The organism is Vibrio pelagius (assembly GCF_024347575.1).
GTDB lineage: Bacteria > Pseudomonadota > Gammaproteobacteria > Enterobacterales > Vibrionaceae > Vibrio > Vibrio pelagius.
This window is the reverse complement of the sequence record NZ_AP025505.1, coordinates 85,195-104,619: the sequence shown is the minus strand read 5'-3', so window position 1 is coordinate 104,619 and position 19,425 is coordinate 85,195. Positions and strand designations below refer to the sequence as shown.

The following is a 19,425-nucleotide window of genomic DNA, read 5'->3' as shown; positions in this document are numbered from 1 at the left end:
TAACGATAGTTTATGAAATGGGCGCCAAAAACCCCGGTATAATAATTGGTTATTAATGTCACGTAACTGTAAGAGTTTATAACGGAGTAACGAATGACAACGTATTCATCGAATAAGGCTTTAATTCACACCCTTAACGAAGCACTTTATGATCATGAGCCAGAACATTTTATTCGTTTGTTAAACGAAACTTTAGCGCCTGATGCCATTGTGCAGATGTGTTTCCCTTTTGAAACGTTACAGGGACCAAACGAATACTACCATCAAGTTTTCGCTCCACTTATTTCTGCGATTCCTGATCTTGAAAAGCGGACTTACATTTTGATGGCTAATGAAGCCAACGGCGACGAGTGGGTTGGTGCCGGTGGCTATTACACCGGAACATTTGAACAGCCTTGGCTTGATATTCCCCCTACCGGTAAACAAGTATCGATGCGATTTCATGAATTTTATCGCATTGAAGGCGGACAGGTAGTGGAAATTCAAGCACTATGGGACATTCCTGAGCTTATGATTCAATCTCAATCATGGCCACTCTCTCCGAGCCTCGGCCGAGAGTGGCATGTCCCGTCACCAGCAACTCATGATGGCGTGATGCTAGGTGAACCAAATGAAGGATTGACACAAGAAACCTTTCACGTCGTCAACAATATGCTTCATGGCTTACTCAAACATGCTGAAGGTGGTGCCAAAGCAATGGGACTTGAATCCTACTGGCACCCACGTTGTAGCTGGTATGGACCATCCACCATTGGCACGGCGCGTGGGATTCAAGGTTTTAGAAAACACCATCAGATCCCATTTTTAAATGCGATGCCAGACAGAACCACCATCTGGGGAAATGGCGTATTATTTGCGGAAAATAACTACGTAGCCTTCACTGCATGGCCAGGTATGAGTATGACGCTTTCTGGTGATGGCTGGCTTGGTATTGCGCCAAGTGACAAAGAGATCACGATGCGTAGTTTGGACTTCTGGCGTTGTGAAGGCCCGTTAATTCGAGAAAACTGGGTACTGGTTGATATTCTCGATGTTTACAATCAATTGGGTGTTGACGTATTCGCTCGTATGCGTGAACTCAATCAATCTCGCTTCGGTTATTTGTCCCAATAACCGTTATCTAAGTTGGGTAATCAGCCTCGAGTACGGTTCACTTTCTACCGACTACTAGTCGATGTCTCGTAGAGTCATCAATCTGGTTACCCGGCTCAGCTATTAGCTGAGATATTTTGATAGCCAGCGTAGCGACCCCCAAATTTTATCCTATACGGGATGATCATTTAGGGAGGGTGAGCCTTACATCCTCTCTCTGCTTTCATAATAATTAAATCAGTCCCGCTAACTGTTTTTATAGTACGACCTAATTCAGAAAACGGATATAGAAATTAAAGTTCGTTATTATTTAAGAGCAAAGTATCTAGCGCCTTATTTATCTCTCAGTACATTACTAATTATTTGTCATGATTAGTAAAATATGTTCAGTAGTAATCAAGTTTTTATTTTTGGGTTTCAACGTAGTTACAGAACTACTTTTTTGATGATCTGTATTTTAACGTCATCAATAGCATTAAAAAGTCATTTAAACGATGTCGCAAATTAGATGGATTTGTCGTGATTACGCAAGCCAAGAGTTTCGATTTGGTTACCATAATGTTGCTTTATTTGGATTTTAGTTGTGGCTCTTAGTTTAATAATTCTTAAAGAACCTAACGCCAAAATAATAATGGTAGCAACCAATTTAAAGGATAATACATGGTCAACGCTACTCGAAACATCGAAACGTAATATAGGGAACGATGATCTCGATTGAAGAAGTAGGAAGCAAAGTACAGGCACTATGCCGTGACTTCCCTGCATACCAAGAGTTCTAAAACGGTCATTGATTTTAGCTGAAATGAAGGAACAGACAAATGCAGCATTATTCTGGTTTTGGGCTAATTAAACACGCATTTTCACATCATGAAAATTGGCAAAGTGTTTGGCGCAATCCTACTCCAAAAAAGAAATATGATGTAATTATTATCGGTGGCGGTGGTCATGGTTTGGCTACTGCATATTATCTAGCAAAAGAACACGGTATTACCAACGTCGCTGTTATAGAAAAAGGTTATTTAGGCGGGGGAAATACAGCACGTAACACCACAATCGTACGCTCTAACTACCTATGGGACGAAGCAGCATTCTTGTATGAACATTCATTGAAGCTGTGGGATGGCTTATCACAAGACCTAAATTACAACGTAATGTTTTCTCGTCGCGGTTGTCTGAACCTTGGACATACCCTACAGGATATGCGTGATATTGAACGTCGTGTTGCAGCCAACCGTCTAAACGGTATTCAAGGTGAAGTACTTGATACACAACAAGTAAAAGAGCTTGTGCCCCATTTGGATTGTTCTACTAACACTCGATATCCGATCCTTGGCGCGTCATGGCAAGAAAATGCAGGTGTAGCTCGTCACGATGCGGTTGCTTGGGGTTACGCTCGTGGTGCCGATAGCATGGGCGTTGACCTCATTCAGCAAACAGAAGTTGTCGATATGATAATCGAAGATGGAGCAGTCGTAGGTGTTAAGACTAATCGTTACGGTAATATCATGGCTGACACAGTAGGCTGCGTGGTCGCGGGTAACTCTGGTGTATTGGCGAAGATGGCTGGATTCGATTTGCCATTAGAGTCTCACCCATTGCAGGCACTAGTATCGGAACCGATCAAACCGATCTTAGATACGGTAGTTATGTCGAATCACGTTCATGGTTATATCAGTCAGTCAGATAAAGGTGACTTGGTAATCGGTGCGGGTATTGATGGCTACAATGGCTACGGGCAACGTGGCTCTTACTCTACTATCGAGCACACAGTACAAGCCATCATCGAAATGTTCCCAATATTTTCTCGCGTCAGAATGAACAGGCAGTGGGGAGGCATAGTGGATACGACTGCCGATGCATGTCCAATCATCTCTAAAACGCCAGTGAAAAACTTATTCTTTAACTGTGGTTGGGGAACTGGTGGCTTCAAAGCAACACCTGGTTCAGGCAACGTTTTCGCTGCAAGTTTGGCTAAAGGTGAAATGCATGACTTAGCAAAACCATTTTCTATGTTCCGCTTTAATTCTGGAGCTTTGATTGATGAACACGGTGCTGCGGGCGTAGCGCATTAACAGGGAGAAAATTTATGTTTTTGATTTATTGCCCTCACTGTCGTGAGTTTCGAGAAGAAGAAGAATTTCAACCAAAAGGCCAGGCGCATATATCTCGTCCGGTAGACCCGGATAACTGTACTGATGAAGAGTGGGGAGAATACTTATTCTTTCGTAAAAACCCTCGTGGTCTTCATCATGAGCTTTGGGTGCACTCAGCGGGCTGTCGTAAGTTTTTTAACATAACACGTGATACTCAAACGTACGAAATCAAGGAAGTGTACAAGATTGGAGAGCAACCTTCATTGGTTGCAGGTTAAGGAGTCCTAAGGTGAAACAAATAAATCGAATTTCATCGCGAAGCCGAGTTGATCAATCAAAGTCAATCAGTTTTGAATTCAATGGCAAGTCATACAAGGGTTATGCCGGTGACACCTTGGCTTCTGCGTTGCTGGCAAATGGAGTAGACGTTATTGGTCGTAGCTTTAAGTATAGCCGTCCTCGCGGCATTATTGCCGCAGGTGCAGAGGAGCCTAACGCGATATTCCAACTCGGAGCAACTGAGGCGACTCAGGTACCAAATATCCGAGCTACACAGCAAGATTTATACGACGGTTTGGTGTGTCAATCGACAAACGGTTGGCCAAACGTAGAGAAAGACGTAATGGGGCTGGTTGGTAAGGTCGGAAGTGGTGTGATGCCTCCAGGTTTCTATTACAAGACCTTCATGCAGCCAAAATCGATGTGGGAAACCTATGAAAAGTTCATCCGTCGCGCGGCTGGGTTAGGGCGTTCACCATTGGACAGCGATCCTGATCGCTACGAAAATATTAATCAGCACTGCGATGTGCTTGTAGTAGGTGCAGGTCCCGCTGGTTTAATGGCTGCGCTAACCGCGGCACGTGGTGGGGCTCGTGTGATTCTTGCGGATGAGCAAAGTGAGATGGGCGGCGACATACTTAGCTCCAAAGCTCAGGTTGATGGTCGTGAAGGGGTAGAGTGGGTCGCTGAGGTAGTTAAAGAACTTGAAAGTTTCCCTAACGTAATGTTATTGCCACGTTCAACCGTCAATGGCTACCACGACCACAACTTCTTGACCATACACGAACGCTGTACGGATCATCTTATGGATATTGCGCCTAGTAATACTGCACGTCAACGTTTACATCGAGTGCGAGCTAAGTGGGTTGTGCTTGCTACGGGAGCTCACGAGCGTCCGTTAGTATTTGGTAATAATGATCTGCCAGGCTGTATGCTTTGCAGCGCAGTATCCACTTATATTAATCGTTACTCGGTGGTTCCAGGTGAAAACCTAGTTGTAATGACAGCCAATGACAGTGGGTATCAAACGGCACTCGATTGGCACGCTTCAGGTCGAAAAGTCAGCGCAGTTGTTGACACTCGTGCTAATGCAGATAGTGCTTTGATTCAACAAGTTGCCGATAGAGGAATCCGTATCATCAAAGGCTCAGCAGTCGTTGAAGCTATGGGCAATAAGCGTGTCACCGGAGTCCGAATTCACAAGCTTGATGCAAGCGGTAATGCAGTAGATAAATCGGGCGAAACTCTGCAAGTGGATACGATTGCCACTTCTGGAGGATTCAGTCCGGCTGTCCACTTATCTTGTCATACGGGAAGTCGCCCTGTATGGGATGAAAGCGTGATTGGCTTTGTTCCGGGCGACACAAAGCAGAAACAATTAGTAACAGGCGCCATTAATGGCACGTTCACGACTCAAGGCGCACTAAAGGAAGGTATTGAGGCTGGAAACAAGGCGATTCAAGAATTAGGTTTGAGTGCTGTCGATGTGCATTTGCCAAAAACGGATGAAGTGCAGTTTGCTAAACCTATGGCCATTTTCCACATCCCTCATCCTAAAAAAACTTCACGCGCACCAAAACAGTTTGTTGATTTTCAAAATGATGTTACGGCCGCGGGTATTGAACTTGCGTGTCGAGAAGGTTTTGAGTCTATAGAACATGTTAAACGTTATACGGCTTTAGGCTTTGGTACTGACCAAGGTAAGCTAGGTAACATCAATGGAATGGCCATCGCAGCGAAAGCGCTTAACAAGTCAATTCCTGAAACGGGAACGACAATTTTCCGTCCTAACTACACGCCTGTTACTTTTGGTGCGATCGCAGGGCGCAATTGCAAAGAATTATTCGACCCTAAACGATATACAGCTATGCACCAGTGGCATCTTGAAAATGGTGCAAAATTTGAAGATGTTGGCCAGTGGAAGCGTCCGTGGTACTTCCCAAGAGGCTCAGAAACGATGCAAGAGACTCTAAACCGTGAGTGTCTGGCTGTTCGTAATTCGGTCGGTATTCTTGATGCTTCGACGCTTGGAAAGATAGATATTCAGGGTAAAGATGCTCGAGAATTTTTAGGGCGGATCTACAGTAATGCGTGGGCAAAATTACCAGTCGGGAAATGTCGCTACGGTTTGATGTGTGGCGAAGATGGTATGGTGTTTGATGATGGCGTCACGTCTTGTCTTGGTGAAAACCACTTCCTAATGACGACGACGACCGGTGGTGCGGCTCACGTACTTGAGTGGTTAGAACTATACCATCAAACAGAATGGCCAGAACTGGAAGTGTATTTTACCTCCGTGACCGACCACTGGGCAACCGCAACAATCTCAGGGCCGAACAGTCGTAATCTGCTTCAAGAGCTAACGGACTGTGACTTAAGCAAAGAAAATTTTGCGTTCATGGACTGGAAACAAGCGACAGTAGCCGGTGTACCAGCACGTATTTTCCGTATCTCATTTACTGGCGAGCTTTCATTCGAAATTAACGTACAGGCGAACTATGGGCTATACGTTTGGAAAAAGTTGATTGAACACGGCGCGAAATATGACATCACACCTTACGGTACCGAAACGATGCATATATTACGAGCAGAGAAAGGCTTTATCATTGCAGGTCAAGATACCGATGGAAGCGTTCATCCTTATGATTTAGGTATGGGATGGTGTGTGGCAAACAAAAAACCATTTAGCTTTATCGGCAAACGCGGTATGGCACGTGAAGATTGTGTCAAATCAAATCGTAAACAGTTGGTCGGCTTAAAAACGATTGACCCTAATGTTGTCATTCCTGAAGGCTCACAAGGTGTACTTGATCCAAATGCGCCGATTCCGGTGCCTATGGTTGGACATGTTACTTCTAGTTACTGGAGCGAAAACCTAAGTAGGAGTATCGCAATGGGCTTTGTGAAAGGCGGACTTGATCGCATGGGAGAAAAGATCTATTACCCACAAGCGGATGGTCGCGTAATAGAAGCTGAAATTTGTAGTACTGTGTTTTTGGATCCAAAAGGAGAGCGCCAGAATGCATGATAAGACACTGATAAGAGAAGAAAAAAAAGAGGTTTTGGTCGACTTGATGAACCAGGTTCCGAGTGGTGAAATCTTTGGTGAGTCTCCTTTGCATCATGTGGAGCTTGAAAAATTAGCGAGTATGCCAGCAGATCGAGAAGGGGTGATTCTAAAAGAGATAAAGCTCGTTGGGCACCTAACGTTACGATGTAACCCTGAAGATAAACAGATAGTGGAAGCAGTCTCTTCAATACTTGGTTTTCCACTGCCGTTTGAACCATTAACTTCAACGGAAAAGGGGGAGTATGCGGCACGCTGGATATCCCCAGATGAATGGTTAATTACTGTACCAGGGTTGGCGGCATTCGACGTTGAGTCTGCTTTTCGGGAACAAGTCAAAGGTCATTACTCATTGGTAAATGGCAGTGGCGGGTCAACAATTCTAGAGCTATCTGGTTTACATGCTGTCGATGTTCTTAAGAAATCTACCCCTATTGATCTTCATTTAGATGAGTTCCCTGTAGGTAAAGTTGTATCAACAGTATTTGCAAAAAGTGGCGCTATCATTCGTCGAATTGACGTAAATAAGTTTGAGTTGGTTGTTCGACGTAGTTTTGCTGACTACATATGGTTGTGGATTCAAGATGCAAGCCTAGAGTTTGGCTTGCGCATTGCGAAATAAAGTCAACTCATAAAGCCGGTATAGGATATACCGGCTCTCATATCAGTAGAGGAAACTATGGATAATTCAATTCAAACTTGGATTCTTACTGCTCATTGTCCGAGTAAAAGTGGCACTGTCGACGTCGTAACGCGTTATTTAGCGAATGCAGGACATTATATTAACGAAATTCAATCGTTTGACGATAGAGCGACAGGGCAGTTCTTTATTCGTATTGAGTTTACACCAGCACTGCCTGATTTTGATCCACTGCAGTTTGACTCCGAGTTTGGCGTAAGAGCGAGAGATTTCTCAATGGAGTGGAATCTTACGGCTTCAGGTCATCGTATGCGCATGGCTATTTTGGTCTCGAAGTATGATCACTGCTTGAACGATTTACTTTACCGCTATCGTACTGGTCAATTGAATGTTGAAGTGCCAGTGATCATTTCAAATCACCCGGATCTAGAAGAGCTGGCAAAGTGGCATGGTATACCTTACCACCATTTACCTATCACTCCAGAAACGAAACCAGAGCAGGAAGCTGAAATTGTTCGCTTGCTCGATCACTACAATATCGAACTCGTTGTGTTAGCTCGCTATATGCAGATTCTTTCTCCCTGGCTCTGCGAACGTTTAAGTGGCCGTGCGATTAATATTCACCACTCATTGTTGCCTGGTTTTAAAGGCGCTCGCCCGTATCACCAAGCTTGGGAAAAAGGGGTCAAGATGGTTGGAGCAACCGCTCACTATGTCAATAATGACTTGGACGAAGGGCCAATCATCTCTCAAGGTATTCAAGAAGTGGGGCACACACATTACCCTGAGGATTTAATTGCCAAAGGTCAGGACATCGAACGTATTACTTTGTTTAATGCTGTCAAGTATCACATTGAAAAACGGGTATTTTTATCCGGGTCTCGTACTATTGTTTTAAGCCATTAGCGGAGAGAGGTGATAGATGTCCATCAGTGTTTTTGATCTATTCAAAGTTGGTGTAGGGCCTTCCAGTTCGCAAGAGGTCAGTTTATATAATCATAATCTAAGTATGATGTTGGCCTAATCTTGGCGATTAATGTTAACTGGGTCAATCAAGACGATTTGTTTAAATTTTGTCGTAGTTGTGTTGGAGTATACCCAAAATGACCCTTGAAGCAGCTACTAAAGTGGCTGCTACTCACAAATCCACAGCTGAGTCCAACTTGAATAATAGAATCTCTATTTTTCTCTAATTCCATGTGTGCAAATAGCAAGCGTAATTTAAGATAGTATCGTGAAGGTGAAGTATCTAAATATGTTTGGAAAAGCCGCTCTAGCTGTCTTCTAGACATATTTAGGTACTGAGCGATATCTTCTGGAGTTAGAGGCTCTTCAATATTTGACTGCATTAATGAAATAGCTTCTCGTAAAGGTATTGGGTGGTTCTCTTCATGAATATGCGCACTATTATTTTGTACACTATGAATAATTTCTTGCCTTCCCTCTGATGCTTGGTCACAACTTAAAATCTCTCTGATTGCTCGGACTAAGTTGTTATCAAACTTGATCTTTATTATTTCAAGCATCATCTCCATCGCGCTATTCGGCCCAGCGCAACTAGCATTAGACTTATTAACTTCATATGTATGCATGGAAAGCTTTATCTCTGGAAATTGCTCCTTCATCAGCTTATGACTATTGGGGTGTACAGCTGAAGTCGTTTCAAGATCTATAGCTCCAGCATGTGCCAATGCTATACTTCCATTCCAAATACTCCCCAAGTTAATGTTTTGATTTTTAGCTGATGTTAGGCAATCTGTCAGTTGTTGAGAAAATTGCGTATCACAACGGAATCCACCACAAACGAAGAACCAGTCTAATTCACGTCTATTTCGCAGGGTTAGCGACGATACAGTCGCATCTGTGGCAATATCAATATTTATATCACTGAGTACTTTACGTGAGTCGATTCCAAAAGTTTGAATTTGAAATATCTCTGTATCATGCACAAGATTGGCTGTGATGAGAGTATCCACTGCAGCAGTAAATGCCATTAAGGAGAAATGAGGTTGTAGGATAAATCCAATTTTTAGAGGCAATAGGGTTGATTTTCCTTGTTTGTCAGAATAAAAGGTCGGTTGCATTTTAATGATCGCTTTTTATCTTGAAGGTTGAAAAGTATAAATGAAAAATTATCATTAATAGTCTGATATTCAAACACATATCTTTATCTATTTGGCAAGTTGATGAACTTCTATTAACAAGCTATCTAGACTTATTGTTGGTGCTGAACACAGAAAAATCGGAATTTCGTGACTAGATGAATTTTTGACTGATAATTATGTAATACCTAAAAATGTTGTTGAACAAGAATGCTTGGCATTCGCAGAACAACAACATTTATGGTTATTATCTATTTTATGGTAAATCTAATTATTGTTAAATCTGAAAAAGTTAGAAAACTGAGCGTACTTAAATTAAAGTTTTCGAAATACGCAGGAGGCTGGTTTATCTAAAGGACTTTATGAACAGAAGAAGTAAAACAGTTAATTTAACATAATGTATCTAATACGCACCAAAAATGTAGGCGCAAAGTTGTAATGTCACTATTTACCAAAGTTAAAATGTCTCTTTAGCTCGTAGTCACTAAGCTTTGCTTACAACCAGCTAAGGATGCGTTTAAGATGCTAGTGACTATGAATGATTCTGATATCAATCGTTTTAAAGTAATCCAAGATGTTTGCGATCGTAGGATCCGACGAGTCGACGCGGCAGACATTCTTGGTTTGAGTGTTCGCCAAGTTCAAAGGCTTATGAATCGCCTGAGAGAATTCGGTGCTGTAGGATTGACTCACCAAGCTCGAGGTAAGCCAAGTAATAACCGCTATCCCAGTGACTACCGAGACACAGTTTTAAAACTGATTCGTGATCACTATTCTGATTTTTCTCCAACGCTTGCTAGAGAAAAACTGTTTGAGTTACATAGCCTTCCAGTATCTAACGAGACCTTACGAAGTTGGATGATTGCAGATGGTTTATGGACGCCTCATTCGCAACGCAAGCCTAAAGTTTACCAACCTCGCTACCGACGTGATTGTTTAGGCGAGCTCGTTCAAATTGATGGCTCTCACCATGATTGGTTTGAAGGACGCGCTGACAAATGTTGTTTACTGGTCTTCATCGATGATGCGACTGGCCGCCTGATGAACTTAAGGTTCAGCGAAACCGAATCGGCCTTTGATTACATGCTAACAACGAGAGAATATCTTAATGAACACGGCAAACCCGTAGCGTTCTACAGTGATAAGCATTCGATTTTTCGGGTGAATCAGGAAAAGCAAAAACAAGTCGGTCAAACTCAGTATGCCCGAGTATTAAAAGAGTTAGGTATTGAACTGATATGTGCGAACAGCTCTCAAGCTAAAGGTCGTGTTGAGCGAGTAAACTTGACGCTACAAGACCGACTCGTCAAAGAGATGCGCTTACAAGGAATCAACACTATCGAAGAAGCGAATGCTTGGCTTCCCTACTTCATTGCTGATTTCAATCGACGCTTTGCTAAGCCGGCAATGTATCCGAAAAACATGCATCGAAAAGTGCGCGAAACCCCGCAGGAACTCGATGATATTTTCAGTTGGCAGGAAATACGTAAGCTCTCTAAATCTCTGACATTTCAATATGACAAAGTGGTTTATCTCATTGAACCAAATGAAGAAAATACTCGCTTAGTTCACGAGCATGTCAAAGTCTTAGACTATCCCAACGGAGACATTGCGATTGTGTATGGCCACAGAAAGTTGGCATTCAAAATTTTCGATAAGCTTGAGCATGTTCAACAAACCCAAATTGTCGACAACAAGCGATTAGGCCAAGTCCTAAAGTTTGCTCAACAGCAGCAAGAAGAATTCGAGCGACAACAGAAACGCACCAGGAGCAAAAAAGCCCCTCAACGCAGAGCTCAACAAAGAGCGCTTCAGGAACAACTAAGGGCGATAAACCCAGTTCTCATCACACCAGAAACCTTCAAAGCTTCTAGGAGTAAAACCTAACTCACCTACTCTATTTAGCTCATAAAGGGACATTTCTACTTGGGAGAAAAGAAGACATTTTAAAATGGGATTGACAAAAAATGTTATTACCAAGCGAAAATGTCCTAATATTACCAAGTGAAAATGTCCTGCATTTCCTTGGAGGTTTGAGGATGCTAATTACTATGAACGACCGTGAATTACAAAGACTGACGGTAATCCAAGATGTCTTACACCATAACCTAAGCCGACGCGATGCTTTAAAGTTATTGGGTTTAAGTTATCGACAACTCCAACGGCTCATTACTCGTTTCATTCAACAAGGCGCAGCTTCTCTGGCACATGGAAATCGAGGCAAGCCGTCTTCAAATCGTGTCAATGAAAGCGTCAAGCTGCAGGCATTAGAACTCATTCATCAGTACTATTCTGATTTCGGACCAACGCTAGCCCACGAAAAACTTCAAGAGCTCCATAACGTCTCGGTATCACTTGAGACTCTGCGACAATGGATGATCGCTGACGGACTTTGGACTCCATATTCTAGACACAAGCCTAGAATCTATCTTATGGCCAATACCATAACGGTTAATATAGCCGAACCTACACTAAGTACGAGGTGAATATCAATGCATTTTAGAGCATAAATATTCCAGTGAGTTATTGGGTACTTAGACAAGGCTCAAAAAATATTACGTACTTTCTACTTCTGAAGCTATACATGTGATTCAGGCAGTTCTGCACCAATTTGAAGCCATTCGATACAAATTAGTGGTTAAGTGACTGGCCATTTTGTGGCCATTTTACGGCCATTTTACGGCCATTTTGGATTTTACAGGGTTTAATACGAATAATATTCGAGTGTGAGGATGCTTGTAGATGGCCAGAGAATGGCCATCATTTGGCCATGAACTGGCCACGAATTGGCCACGAATTGGCCACGAATTGGCCACGAATTGGCCACGAATTGGCCAGAGAGGTGATGTTTTTTCTAGTAAAACTCATTAAATCAAACAATTTTAGCAGGAAAAATATTTGAGACCCTTCTTTAAGATTTAGAAATTTTTACACTTCTAAACTTTAGAAATTTATAAAGGGCTTCGCCTGAATTTATAGTTCAAAAATAATATTGTCAAGTGGACAATGTTATTTTTGAGCGGGGGATGACGGGTGGCTGGGGCCGAGCGGTCGGGGGTGTCCCCCATGATGCGGGAATTGATAGGGTGAGAGCTGGCTGTTCTCACCTACCCTCTAATGAATATCTAGCTCAGAATTCAGATTGAATTTCGGTTGGGTAATTTGCATTTTGATGCAGCGTCCCAATGATGCGCCAAACGAAGTTTAAGACCGTATAAGTCTTGTATTTGCGAGTTGACTCAGGTTCCGGTTTGGATTGCTCAGGGGCAATTTTAAAATGCGCTGTGGTCTATATGTAAGCTTTCATTCAAAACAAACTAAAAAAGGGACTTTCTTAAGCCCCGTTTATCATAGCGTTTTGGTATTAAGCACTAGCTTCAAGTTCTTTTCGAACGATGGCTGCGCCAGCACTTAAGGCGTCTAACTTAGCATTGGCCACAGTGCGAGATAATGGTGCCATACCACAGTTAGTACAAGGGTAAAGCTTATCTGCGTCGACGTATTTGAGCGCAGTTCTTAGAGTCTCTGCGACTTCTTCTGGCGTTTCAATTTCATTGGTCGCAACATCAATTGCACCGACCATGACCTTTTTGCCGCGAATCAGCTCAAGCAGTTCTACTGGAACATGTGAGTTGTGACATTCCAGAGAAATGATGTCGATCTTCGACTTCTGCAGCTTAGGAAATACCTCTTCGTATTGGCGCCATTCAGAACCTAATGTTTTCTTCCAGTCAGTGTTTGCTTTGATGCCGTAGCCGTAACATATGTGAACTGCAGTTTCACACTTAAGGCCTTCGATAGCACGCTCTAAGCATGCTATTCCCCAATCATTAACTTCATCGAAGAATACGTTAAACGCCGGCTCGTCAAACTGGATGATGTCGACACCAGCCGCTTCTAACTCTTTTGCTTCTTGGTTAAGAATTTTAGCGAACTCCCACGCTAGCTTTTCACGGCTTTTGTAATGGTCATCGTAAAGCGTGTCGATCATCGTCATTGGGCCAGGAAGCGCCCACTTGATCGGTTGTTTAGTCTGAGTGCGTAAGAACTTCGCATCTTCAACAAAAACAGGTTTTTGACGAGAAACCGGACCTACGACTGTAGGAACACTCGCATCGTAACGATCACGGATTTTAACGGTTTTTCTGTTTTCGAAGTCAACGCCACTCAAGTGCTCAATAAAAGTCGTCACAAAGTGTTGTCGTGTTTGCTCACCGTCACTGACGATATCGACGCCAGCAAGTTCTTGAGATTGTAATGAGACACGTAAGGCATCTTGTTTACCATCGACTAATTCATTACCTTGTAACTTCCACGGTGACCATAACTTTTCAGGTTCAGCGAGCCATGAAGGTTTTGGTAGGCTGCCTGCGGTAGAAGTTGGTAGTAATTTTGACATATGTACAATCCCCTAGCCTTAAACAGCGAAGCTTGCAGACCATTGGTCTAACGTGTGTTGAAACGGTTTGATAAAGTGCTCTTCAGCGAATTTACCTTGCTTGATCGCCAGTTTGCTACGCTCTTCACGGTCGTACACGATTTGTGTAAGTGAGTGATCTGAGTTCTTTAAGTTTGGTTGGTAACGATTACCAGCAACCGCATTCGCATTGTAGATTTCTGGGCGATAAATCTTTTGGAAAGTTTCCATCGTACTAATGGTGCTGATCAGTTCTAGGTTCGAGTAGTCATTAAGCAGATCACCAAAGAAGTAGAACGCCAAAGGAGCAACACTATTTGGCGGCATGAAGTAACGCACTTCTAGGCCCATTTTTTTAAAGTATTGCTCAGTTAAAGATGATTCATTTGGCTGATATTCGAAACCTAAAACTGGGTGTTGGTTGTCTGTGCGTTGGTATATTTTATTATCTGATACGCTTAGGCAGATAACAGGTAGCTTTTTAAAGTTCGCTTTGTATGTGTCAGACTTAATGAACGATTTGAATAAGTTGCCGTGCAGTTCACCAAAATTATTAGGTACGCTGAAGCCAGGCTTATCTTTATTATGCTCTAACAATAAAACACTAAAGTCGTAATCTCGTACGTATGAAGAGAAGTTATTCCCTACTATACCTTCAATGCGTTCATTGGTTGCGTGATCGACAATGTTAGTTTTCAATACTTCGATAGATGGGAAGTTTTCGCCGTTGCCTTCAATGTCGATATCAACAGACACGATCTCCAGTTCTACAGAGTAGCGGTCTCGATTTGGGTTGTCCCAGTTTGCTAAAGCATTGAAATTGTTGTTAATCATGTTCAATGCGTTACGAAGATTTCTCTGACGGTTTTCACCACGTGCTAAGTTTGCAAAGTTGGTTGTAATACGCGTGCTGTCTGAAGGGTGGTAATTTTCATCGAGTCCGATGCTTTTAATCGTAAAGTTAAAATCAGTAGTCATGTTGAGCGGTATCCTATTTCCTGAGTTGAAAGCTTATTTCCTTACTCTCTCTAGGCTTTCTGGATTATTTTTATAGTCCCAGTCATTAGTCACCACAGCTCTATTTAATAAATGAATAACTTCAAATTCCAATATAACTGTAATTGTTTCGCTAGATTTAGAGAAGAGTCTATTTTATAGCTCGAATCGAGGTTCGAAAAACAGTGGTAATCCTTCACATTGATTATGAGAAATATTCATGTAGTTATAGGGTGGCATTGATGTGCTACTCAGTTATATTACTTTATCCGTTTTGATGATTTTCTTTATATGGAATGCAAACCCTAACAATTAATTGGAGATTAAGGGTGAGTGAAATAGTACTGATATTGTGTTGTGCCGTGGGACATCGCACCTTGGATTATGGTCGGGGTTGCGTCGGGCGCACTGATCAGCGACTTTATGGCTGCTCAATTGCCAGACCAAGTCGTTATAACCATTTTCGCAGTGAGTGTATTTCTTATCGCGGTTAAAACGTTCCTTAGTAGCAAAAGCGACAATGCACCAGAGCGTACCTTACCTAATAAAGGCGTTCTTGCCGTTCTTACCACTATTACTGGTGCGTTGTCTGCGATGATCGGTATCGGTGGCGGTGCTCTTTTGGTTCCTTTGTTGTCTTTCTTTTCTGTTAACGTTAAAAAGGCGATCGGTTGTGCATCGGCATGTGGGATTATCATCGCGCTGTTTGGGTCTGTTGGTTACGTGAGCTCTGGCCTTCCCTACTTTTCATTGAATGATGGCTTTGCCGGATTTGTTTACTTGCCAGCCTTGCTTGGTATTGTTTCGACGTCATGGTTCACTGCACCATGGGGAGCAAAGGCTACTAACCATCTTCCTGTTGCAACGATTAAGAAAATTTTTGCAGTGCTTTTGGTTGTGATGGCCGCAAACATGGCGTTTAATTAGCTCCTTAAGTTTTAGTTGTATACGAGGAGCTCTTCTTGGAATTTAAAGAAACCGAACCTAGCCAGGTTCCTTTTGATTTGCTGTTAGAAGCGGATCCATCCGAGGCGAGCATTTCCTCGTATCTATATGATTCTTGGTGCTTTATTGCTTGTGACAATAAAGAAGTGCTAGGAGCTTGTATTGCAAAACCACTCACTTCTACCACTGTTGAGATTTTTAATGTCTCAGTACTGCCCAGTCACCAACGTCTTGGTATCGGTACAAAACTTTTAAAGTCGGTGCTTGCAGAGTTACCAAACAAAGGTATCACTTGCGTAGAACTAGGAACGGGTACCTTTGGCTATCAATTAACGTATTACCAAAGATTGGGTTTTCGCGTTGATTCGGTATCTAAAGACTATTTCCTCATCAATTACAAAGACCCAATATTTGAAAATGGTATCCAGCATAAAGACATGCTGAGGCTGTATATTAATCTCTGATCATCATCTCAACGCTCATTGTCTAATTAGCAGGTGAAACTCACCTCGTTTGACGGAGCTTTTTATGTCGATCGTCACCCTAATAAAATAGTGTGATATAATTACAGTTATATCACACTTGTTTATTAACATAAGTACTATGACGAACTCGAACTTCCCAACTCAACGACAAAATCAAGTTACGCTGTCACCTGGGCATTCTCATAAAGAAACAGTCCAGCAGTGGGAAAAGCAAAAAGAGAAACTCAGCCGCTTTAAACTTAACTTTCCCAACCTCAATGAGAGTTTTGATCCGAATTGGGCTGAATTACCTTTAGTGCGAAAGCACTTAGACGAGTTCGAAGAAAACCGTGGTGGGTTGAGTATTCATACTTTAAAGATGTTGGCGTTCGTTGTTCGTAAATGGGATGACTACTGCAAAGATCAAAACGTTTATAGCTTTCCTATCTATGCTCCTGTCCTATTGACTTGGTTCAAATCGCTTAAGCTAGAGTTCGATGTGAAAATTAACACGCTTAAGCAATATAGAGCGCAGCTTAGTCTGTTCCACAAAATCATGAATACGGACGACGTCACTAAACTACCAGCCATTGCCACCTTCTTTAAATCATTACCAAAAGATGAAATGGAAATTACCGGCTCGCAAGTTATCGAACTGCAAGCTAAACCATTTCGAAAGCACCATTTGCTGAGGTTGATGGATCTATGGGGCAACGAAAAACGGGCTATACCTTATCGAGATCTTGCTGTTCTTACCGTCGCCTATGGCACCCTACTTCGTGAAGGTGAGATTGGTAAAATACGCAAAAAGCACGTTAAGTTTCTTGAAAATGGCGACATTAACATTGAACGTGTCACTTCTAAAACTACAATTAGCCCAGAGCCTAAACGTTTAACAGGACGATTTTCAGCGATTGTAAAACGCTATATTCAGATCTATTGTCAGCCACTAGATGAAGACGATTTTATTTTTTGTTGGTTAACCGTTAAAGGCGCAAGGCCTGCAGGCTATCGTCAAACTCCAATGTCGGGCATGACTATCGACCGCATTTATCAGCGCGCCCACGATCTGCTCGCTGAGCTGGGTGACGTTGTCACATCAACAGAGGCGCATAGAAACATATGGAGTGGGCACTCTAGCCGTGTCGGTGCATTGCAAGATGGTTATCACGCAGGTTTAAATTTAACCCAGCTCATTCAACTCGGTGATTGGAAAAGTAATGAAATGGTACTGCGCTACTTGAGAGGTTTGAACAACCAAGACAGTCCAAACCTAATGCTCCAGGGTTAACAACGAATCCCTTTAACCTTTAATTAAAACATTAGTTTAAGCAGAATGCGTGTAAGTCTTTTATTCCGAGTTCCGCCACAGCAATAATCATCTCTGGAGACACATCATCCATAGAGTGAACTGACAAGCCATTGAGAAAAGTGGCCATGAAATGTGTCATCACTTGTGGGTCAGCAGACTCAATTAATTGACCTTCTTTTTGAGCCTTTGTGAACCTTGTTAGCAATATTTCACTCATTTCTTTTCGACAATCCACCATCGCTTGTTTTATCGGACTGGCATCTGCGCTGCATGCCAAAGCGCCTTGAATCATCAAACAACCTTTTGGTTTATCTTTACAGCTGTGTGCTTCCGCACACCCAATGATGATATCCGTGATCACCTTGCGTATATCAGCCTGTCCTAATGCCTGATAAAAATATTCTGATTCACGGGCTTTGTACATTTCGACCGCTTTAAGAAAGAGTTGTTCTTTATTGCCAAAGGCGGAATACATGCTGGGTTTATTGATGCCCATCGCCTTGGTCAAGTCAGAAAGAGATGTGCCCTCAAATCCTTGTTCCCAAAACACTTTTAATGCTTCTTCTAACGCCTTTTCTTGGTCAAAACTGCGTGGTCGACCTGCTGTACCGACTACCATAATTTCACTACCACTTATTCATTCAATCCCTTAAATGGTAATGCGGCAGGCATACGTTGTCCATATGTTGTAACCATTCATTCTATAAATTTTACTTGATCAATATCAAAAGTCAGGATTATTATACCGACCGGTACAAAACTAACATAAGGATAACGAGATGGTAGGTAAACACCTTAGAACGTCTCTTCTACTAATCTCATTTGCAGCACCATTGGTGTTGTCTGGATGTAAAGATTCACGCGCCGAAGCACCTGCATCAGCGCCGCCACCGCCAACGGTTGAAGTGGCACAAGTGCTTGTAGAGCAGGTTACCGAACTTGATCAATACACTGGCCGATTAGAATCACCTCAAACCGTCACCGTGATGCCTCGTGTGTCGGGTTACGTAGACCGTGTTCACTTCCGTGAAGGCCATCTCGTAGAAGCTGGAGAAGTGCTTTTCTCAATCGACAATCGTTTGTTTGTTGCTGAAGTTAACCGTTTGAAAGCGGAACTTAGCAGTGCTCAAACAAGCTTGAACCAAGCAATCAAAGATTATGAACGTGCGCTAAGGCTGAGCAAAACTAAAGCGATATCACAAGAGACTGTTGATGCACGTTTTGCGGATCAACAGCGTAGTGTTGCAAGTGTTTCAGCTCTTAAAGCTGCTTTGGCAAAAGCGGAATTAGACCTTGAATTCACTCTGGTTCGCGCGCCGATTACAGGCACAGTTTCTTTCGCAGAGGTGACCAAAGGTAACTATGTAACTACGGGTCAAACCGTTCTTACATCACTGGTATCTACTTTGAAAATGTACGCTTACTTCGACATTGATGAGCGTAGTTTCCTTAAATATCAAGAGATTAATAACCTCATCTCCGCAGATGGTGAAATTGAAAATGTTGTCCAAATGTCGTTGGCTAACGATACCGATTTCCCTCATATCGGTTACATCGACTTTGTAGACAACGCGATTGATGAAGCAACGGGAACCATTCAAGTTCGCGCCGTTTTTGATAATGAGGATAAGAAATTTCTGCCGGGTATGTTCGCGAAAATGCGCATCGCTGGCTCGGATAGCTACCAAGGTGTGTTGATTGATAACAAAGCGATTGGTACCGACCTGAACAACAAGTATGTCTTGGTTTTAGGCGATGACAATATTGTCCAATACCGAGCAATCTCTCTTGGTGAAGCCCTTAACGGTCTGCGCATTGTATTGGATGGCTTAAAAGGCGACGAAAAGATTGTCGTTAATGGCTTACAACGAGTGCGTGCCAACATGCCTGTTACGCCTAATGAAATCGCAATGGCTGATGAAAACACCCTTGCCAATATTCGCCAACAGCAAGCATTACGAGATAAGCAGCGCAGTGAACTACTGACTCTGCAAGTGAAGCAATAAAGGAACCGTTGC

At 42.6% G+C, this 19,425-nt stretch carries 16 protein-coding genes and 1 pseudogene; 13 read left to right on the top strand and 4 right to left on the bottom strand.

The window, feature by feature from the left end; translation table 11 throughout:
• Positions 1-93: 93 nt before the first annotated feature.
• From vsple_RS20605 to vsple_RS22055, 7 genes are all read left to right on the top strand, one after another.
• Entirely contained in the window at positions 94-1,113 is a 1,020-nt protein-coding gene (locus vsple_RS20605; protein ID WP_261884275.1) for an ester cyclase, read from the top strand.
• Between the two features lie 797 nt (positions 1,114-1,910).
• Complete coding sequence (locus vsple_RS20600) at positions 1,911-3,164, top strand: sarcosine oxidase subunit beta family protein (protein ID WP_261884274.1); 1,254 nt, start codon at positions 1,911-1,913, stop codon at positions 3,162-3,164.
• Between the two features lie 14 nt (positions 3,165-3,178).
• A complete protein-coding gene (locus vsple_RS20595; protein ID WP_261884273.1) occupies positions 3,179-3,463 on the top strand; it encodes a sarcosine oxidase subunit delta in 285 nt (94 codons plus the stop codon).
• 11 nt (positions 3,464-3,474) lie between these two features.
• Positions 3,475-6,492: a sarcosine oxidase subunit alpha gene (locus vsple_RS20590; RefSeq protein ID WP_261884272.1), complete on the top strand. Its 3,018-nt coding sequence runs from the start codon at positions 3,475-3,477 to the stop codon at positions 6,490-6,492.
• On the top strand, positions 6,485-7,153 hold the full coding sequence (locus tag vsple_RS20585; RefSeq protein WP_261884271.1) for a sarcosine oxidase subunit gamma: 669 nt from the start codon (positions 6,485-6,487) through the stop codon (positions 7,151-7,153). Before vsple_RS20590 ends, vsple_RS20585 begins: the two co-directional genes overlap by 8 nt.
• Before the next feature lie 57 nt (positions 7,154-7,210).
• Positions 7,211-8,077: a formyltetrahydrofolate deformylase gene (gene purU / locus vsple_RS20580; RefSeq protein ID WP_261884270.1), complete on the top strand. Its 867-nt coding sequence runs from the start codon at positions 7,211-7,213 to the stop codon at positions 8,075-8,077.
• A 16-nt stretch (positions 8,078-8,093) separates the two neighbouring features.
• Positions 8,094-8,195 carry a serine dehydratase beta chain gene (locus vsple_RS22055; protein ID WP_420833828.1) on the top strand — a complete coding sequence of 34 codons (102 nt, stop codon included), beginning with the start codon at positions 8,094-8,096 and terminating at the stop codon, positions 8,193-8,195.
• Positions 8,196-8,223: 28 nt separating this feature from the next.
• Here the strand turns inward: vsple_RS22055 and vsple_RS20575 are convergent, their stop codons facing one another.
• The gene (locus vsple_RS20575; protein WP_261884269.1) at positions 8,224-9,255 is read right to left on the bottom strand and encodes a GlxA family transcriptional regulator; all 1,032 of its coding nucleotides are present in this window, start codon (positions 9,253-9,255) and stop codon (positions 8,224-8,226) included.
• Positions 9,256-9,807: 552 nt separating this feature from the next.
• On the opposite strand from vsple_RS20575, the gene vsple_RS20570 reads away from it, so the two are divergent.
• Both vsple_RS20570 and vsple_RS20565 read left to right on the top strand, forming a co-directional pair.
• A complete protein-coding gene (locus tag vsple_RS20570; RefSeq protein WP_261883140.1) occupies positions 9,808-11,160 on the top strand; it encodes an ISNCY family transposase in 1,353 nt (450 codons plus the stop codon).
• Between the two features lie 152 nt (positions 11,161-11,312).
• A complete protein-coding gene (locus tag vsple_RS20565) occupies positions 11,313-11,759 on the top strand; it encodes a helix-turn-helix domain-containing protein (protein WP_261884268.1) in 447 nt (148 codons plus the stop codon).
• 878 nt (positions 11,760-12,637) lie between these two features.
• On the opposite strand, the gene vsple_RS20560 is transcribed toward vsple_RS20565, so the two are convergent.
• Both vsple_RS20560 and vsple_RS20555 read right to left on the bottom strand, forming a co-directional pair.
• Positions 12,638-13,672, bottom strand: a complete 1,035-nt coding sequence (locus tag vsple_RS20560; RefSeq protein WP_261884267.1) for a methionine synthase — start codon at positions 13,670-13,672, stop codon at positions 12,638-12,640.
• 18 nt (positions 13,673-13,690) lie between these two features.
• On the bottom strand, positions 13,691-14,668 hold the full coding sequence (locus vsple_RS20555) for a DUF1852 domain-containing protein (RefSeq protein WP_261884266.1): 978 nt from the start codon (positions 14,666-14,668) through the stop codon (positions 13,691-13,693).
• A 375-nt stretch (positions 14,669-15,043) separates the two neighbouring features.
• Here vsple_RS20555 and vsple_RS20550 point away from each other — a divergent pair.
• The 3 genes and pseudogenes from vsple_RS20550 to vsple_RS20540 form a co-directional block, all read left to right on the top strand.
• Positions 15,044-15,613, top strand: a pseudogene (locus vsple_RS20550) (sulfite exporter TauE/SafE family protein); the annotation flags it as partial.
• Positions 15,614-15,648: 35 nt separating this feature from the next.
• Positions 15,649-16,095 (top strand): GNAT family N-acetyltransferase, encoded by a 447-nt coding sequence (locus vsple_RS20545; protein WP_261884265.1) that lies wholly within the window; start codon positions 15,649-15,651, stop codon positions 16,093-16,095.
• 139 nt (positions 16,096-16,234) lie between these two features.
• The gene (locus vsple_RS20540) at positions 16,235-17,386 is read left to right on the top strand and encodes a tyrosine-type recombinase/integrase (protein ID WP_261884264.1); all 1,152 of its coding nucleotides are present in this window, start codon (positions 16,235-16,237) and stop codon (positions 17,384-17,386) included.
• Between the two features lie 31 nt (positions 17,387-17,417).
• Here the strand turns inward: vsple_RS20540 and vsple_RS20535 are convergent, their stop codons facing one another.
• The gene (locus tag vsple_RS20535) at positions 17,418-18,026 is read right to left on the bottom strand and encodes a TetR/AcrR family transcriptional regulator (RefSeq protein WP_261884263.1); all 609 of its coding nucleotides are present in this window, start codon (positions 18,024-18,026) and stop codon (positions 17,418-17,420) included.
• Positions 18,027-18,186: 160 nt separating this feature from the next.
• Between vsple_RS20535 and vsple_RS20530 the strand changes: the two genes are divergently transcribed.
• Positions 18,187-19,413, top strand: coding sequence for an efflux RND transporter periplasmic adaptor subunit (locus vsple_RS20530; RefSeq protein ID WP_261884262.1), 1,227 nt, complete (start codon positions 18,187-18,189; stop codon positions 19,411-19,413).
• Positions 19,414-19,425 lie beyond the last annotated feature (12 nt).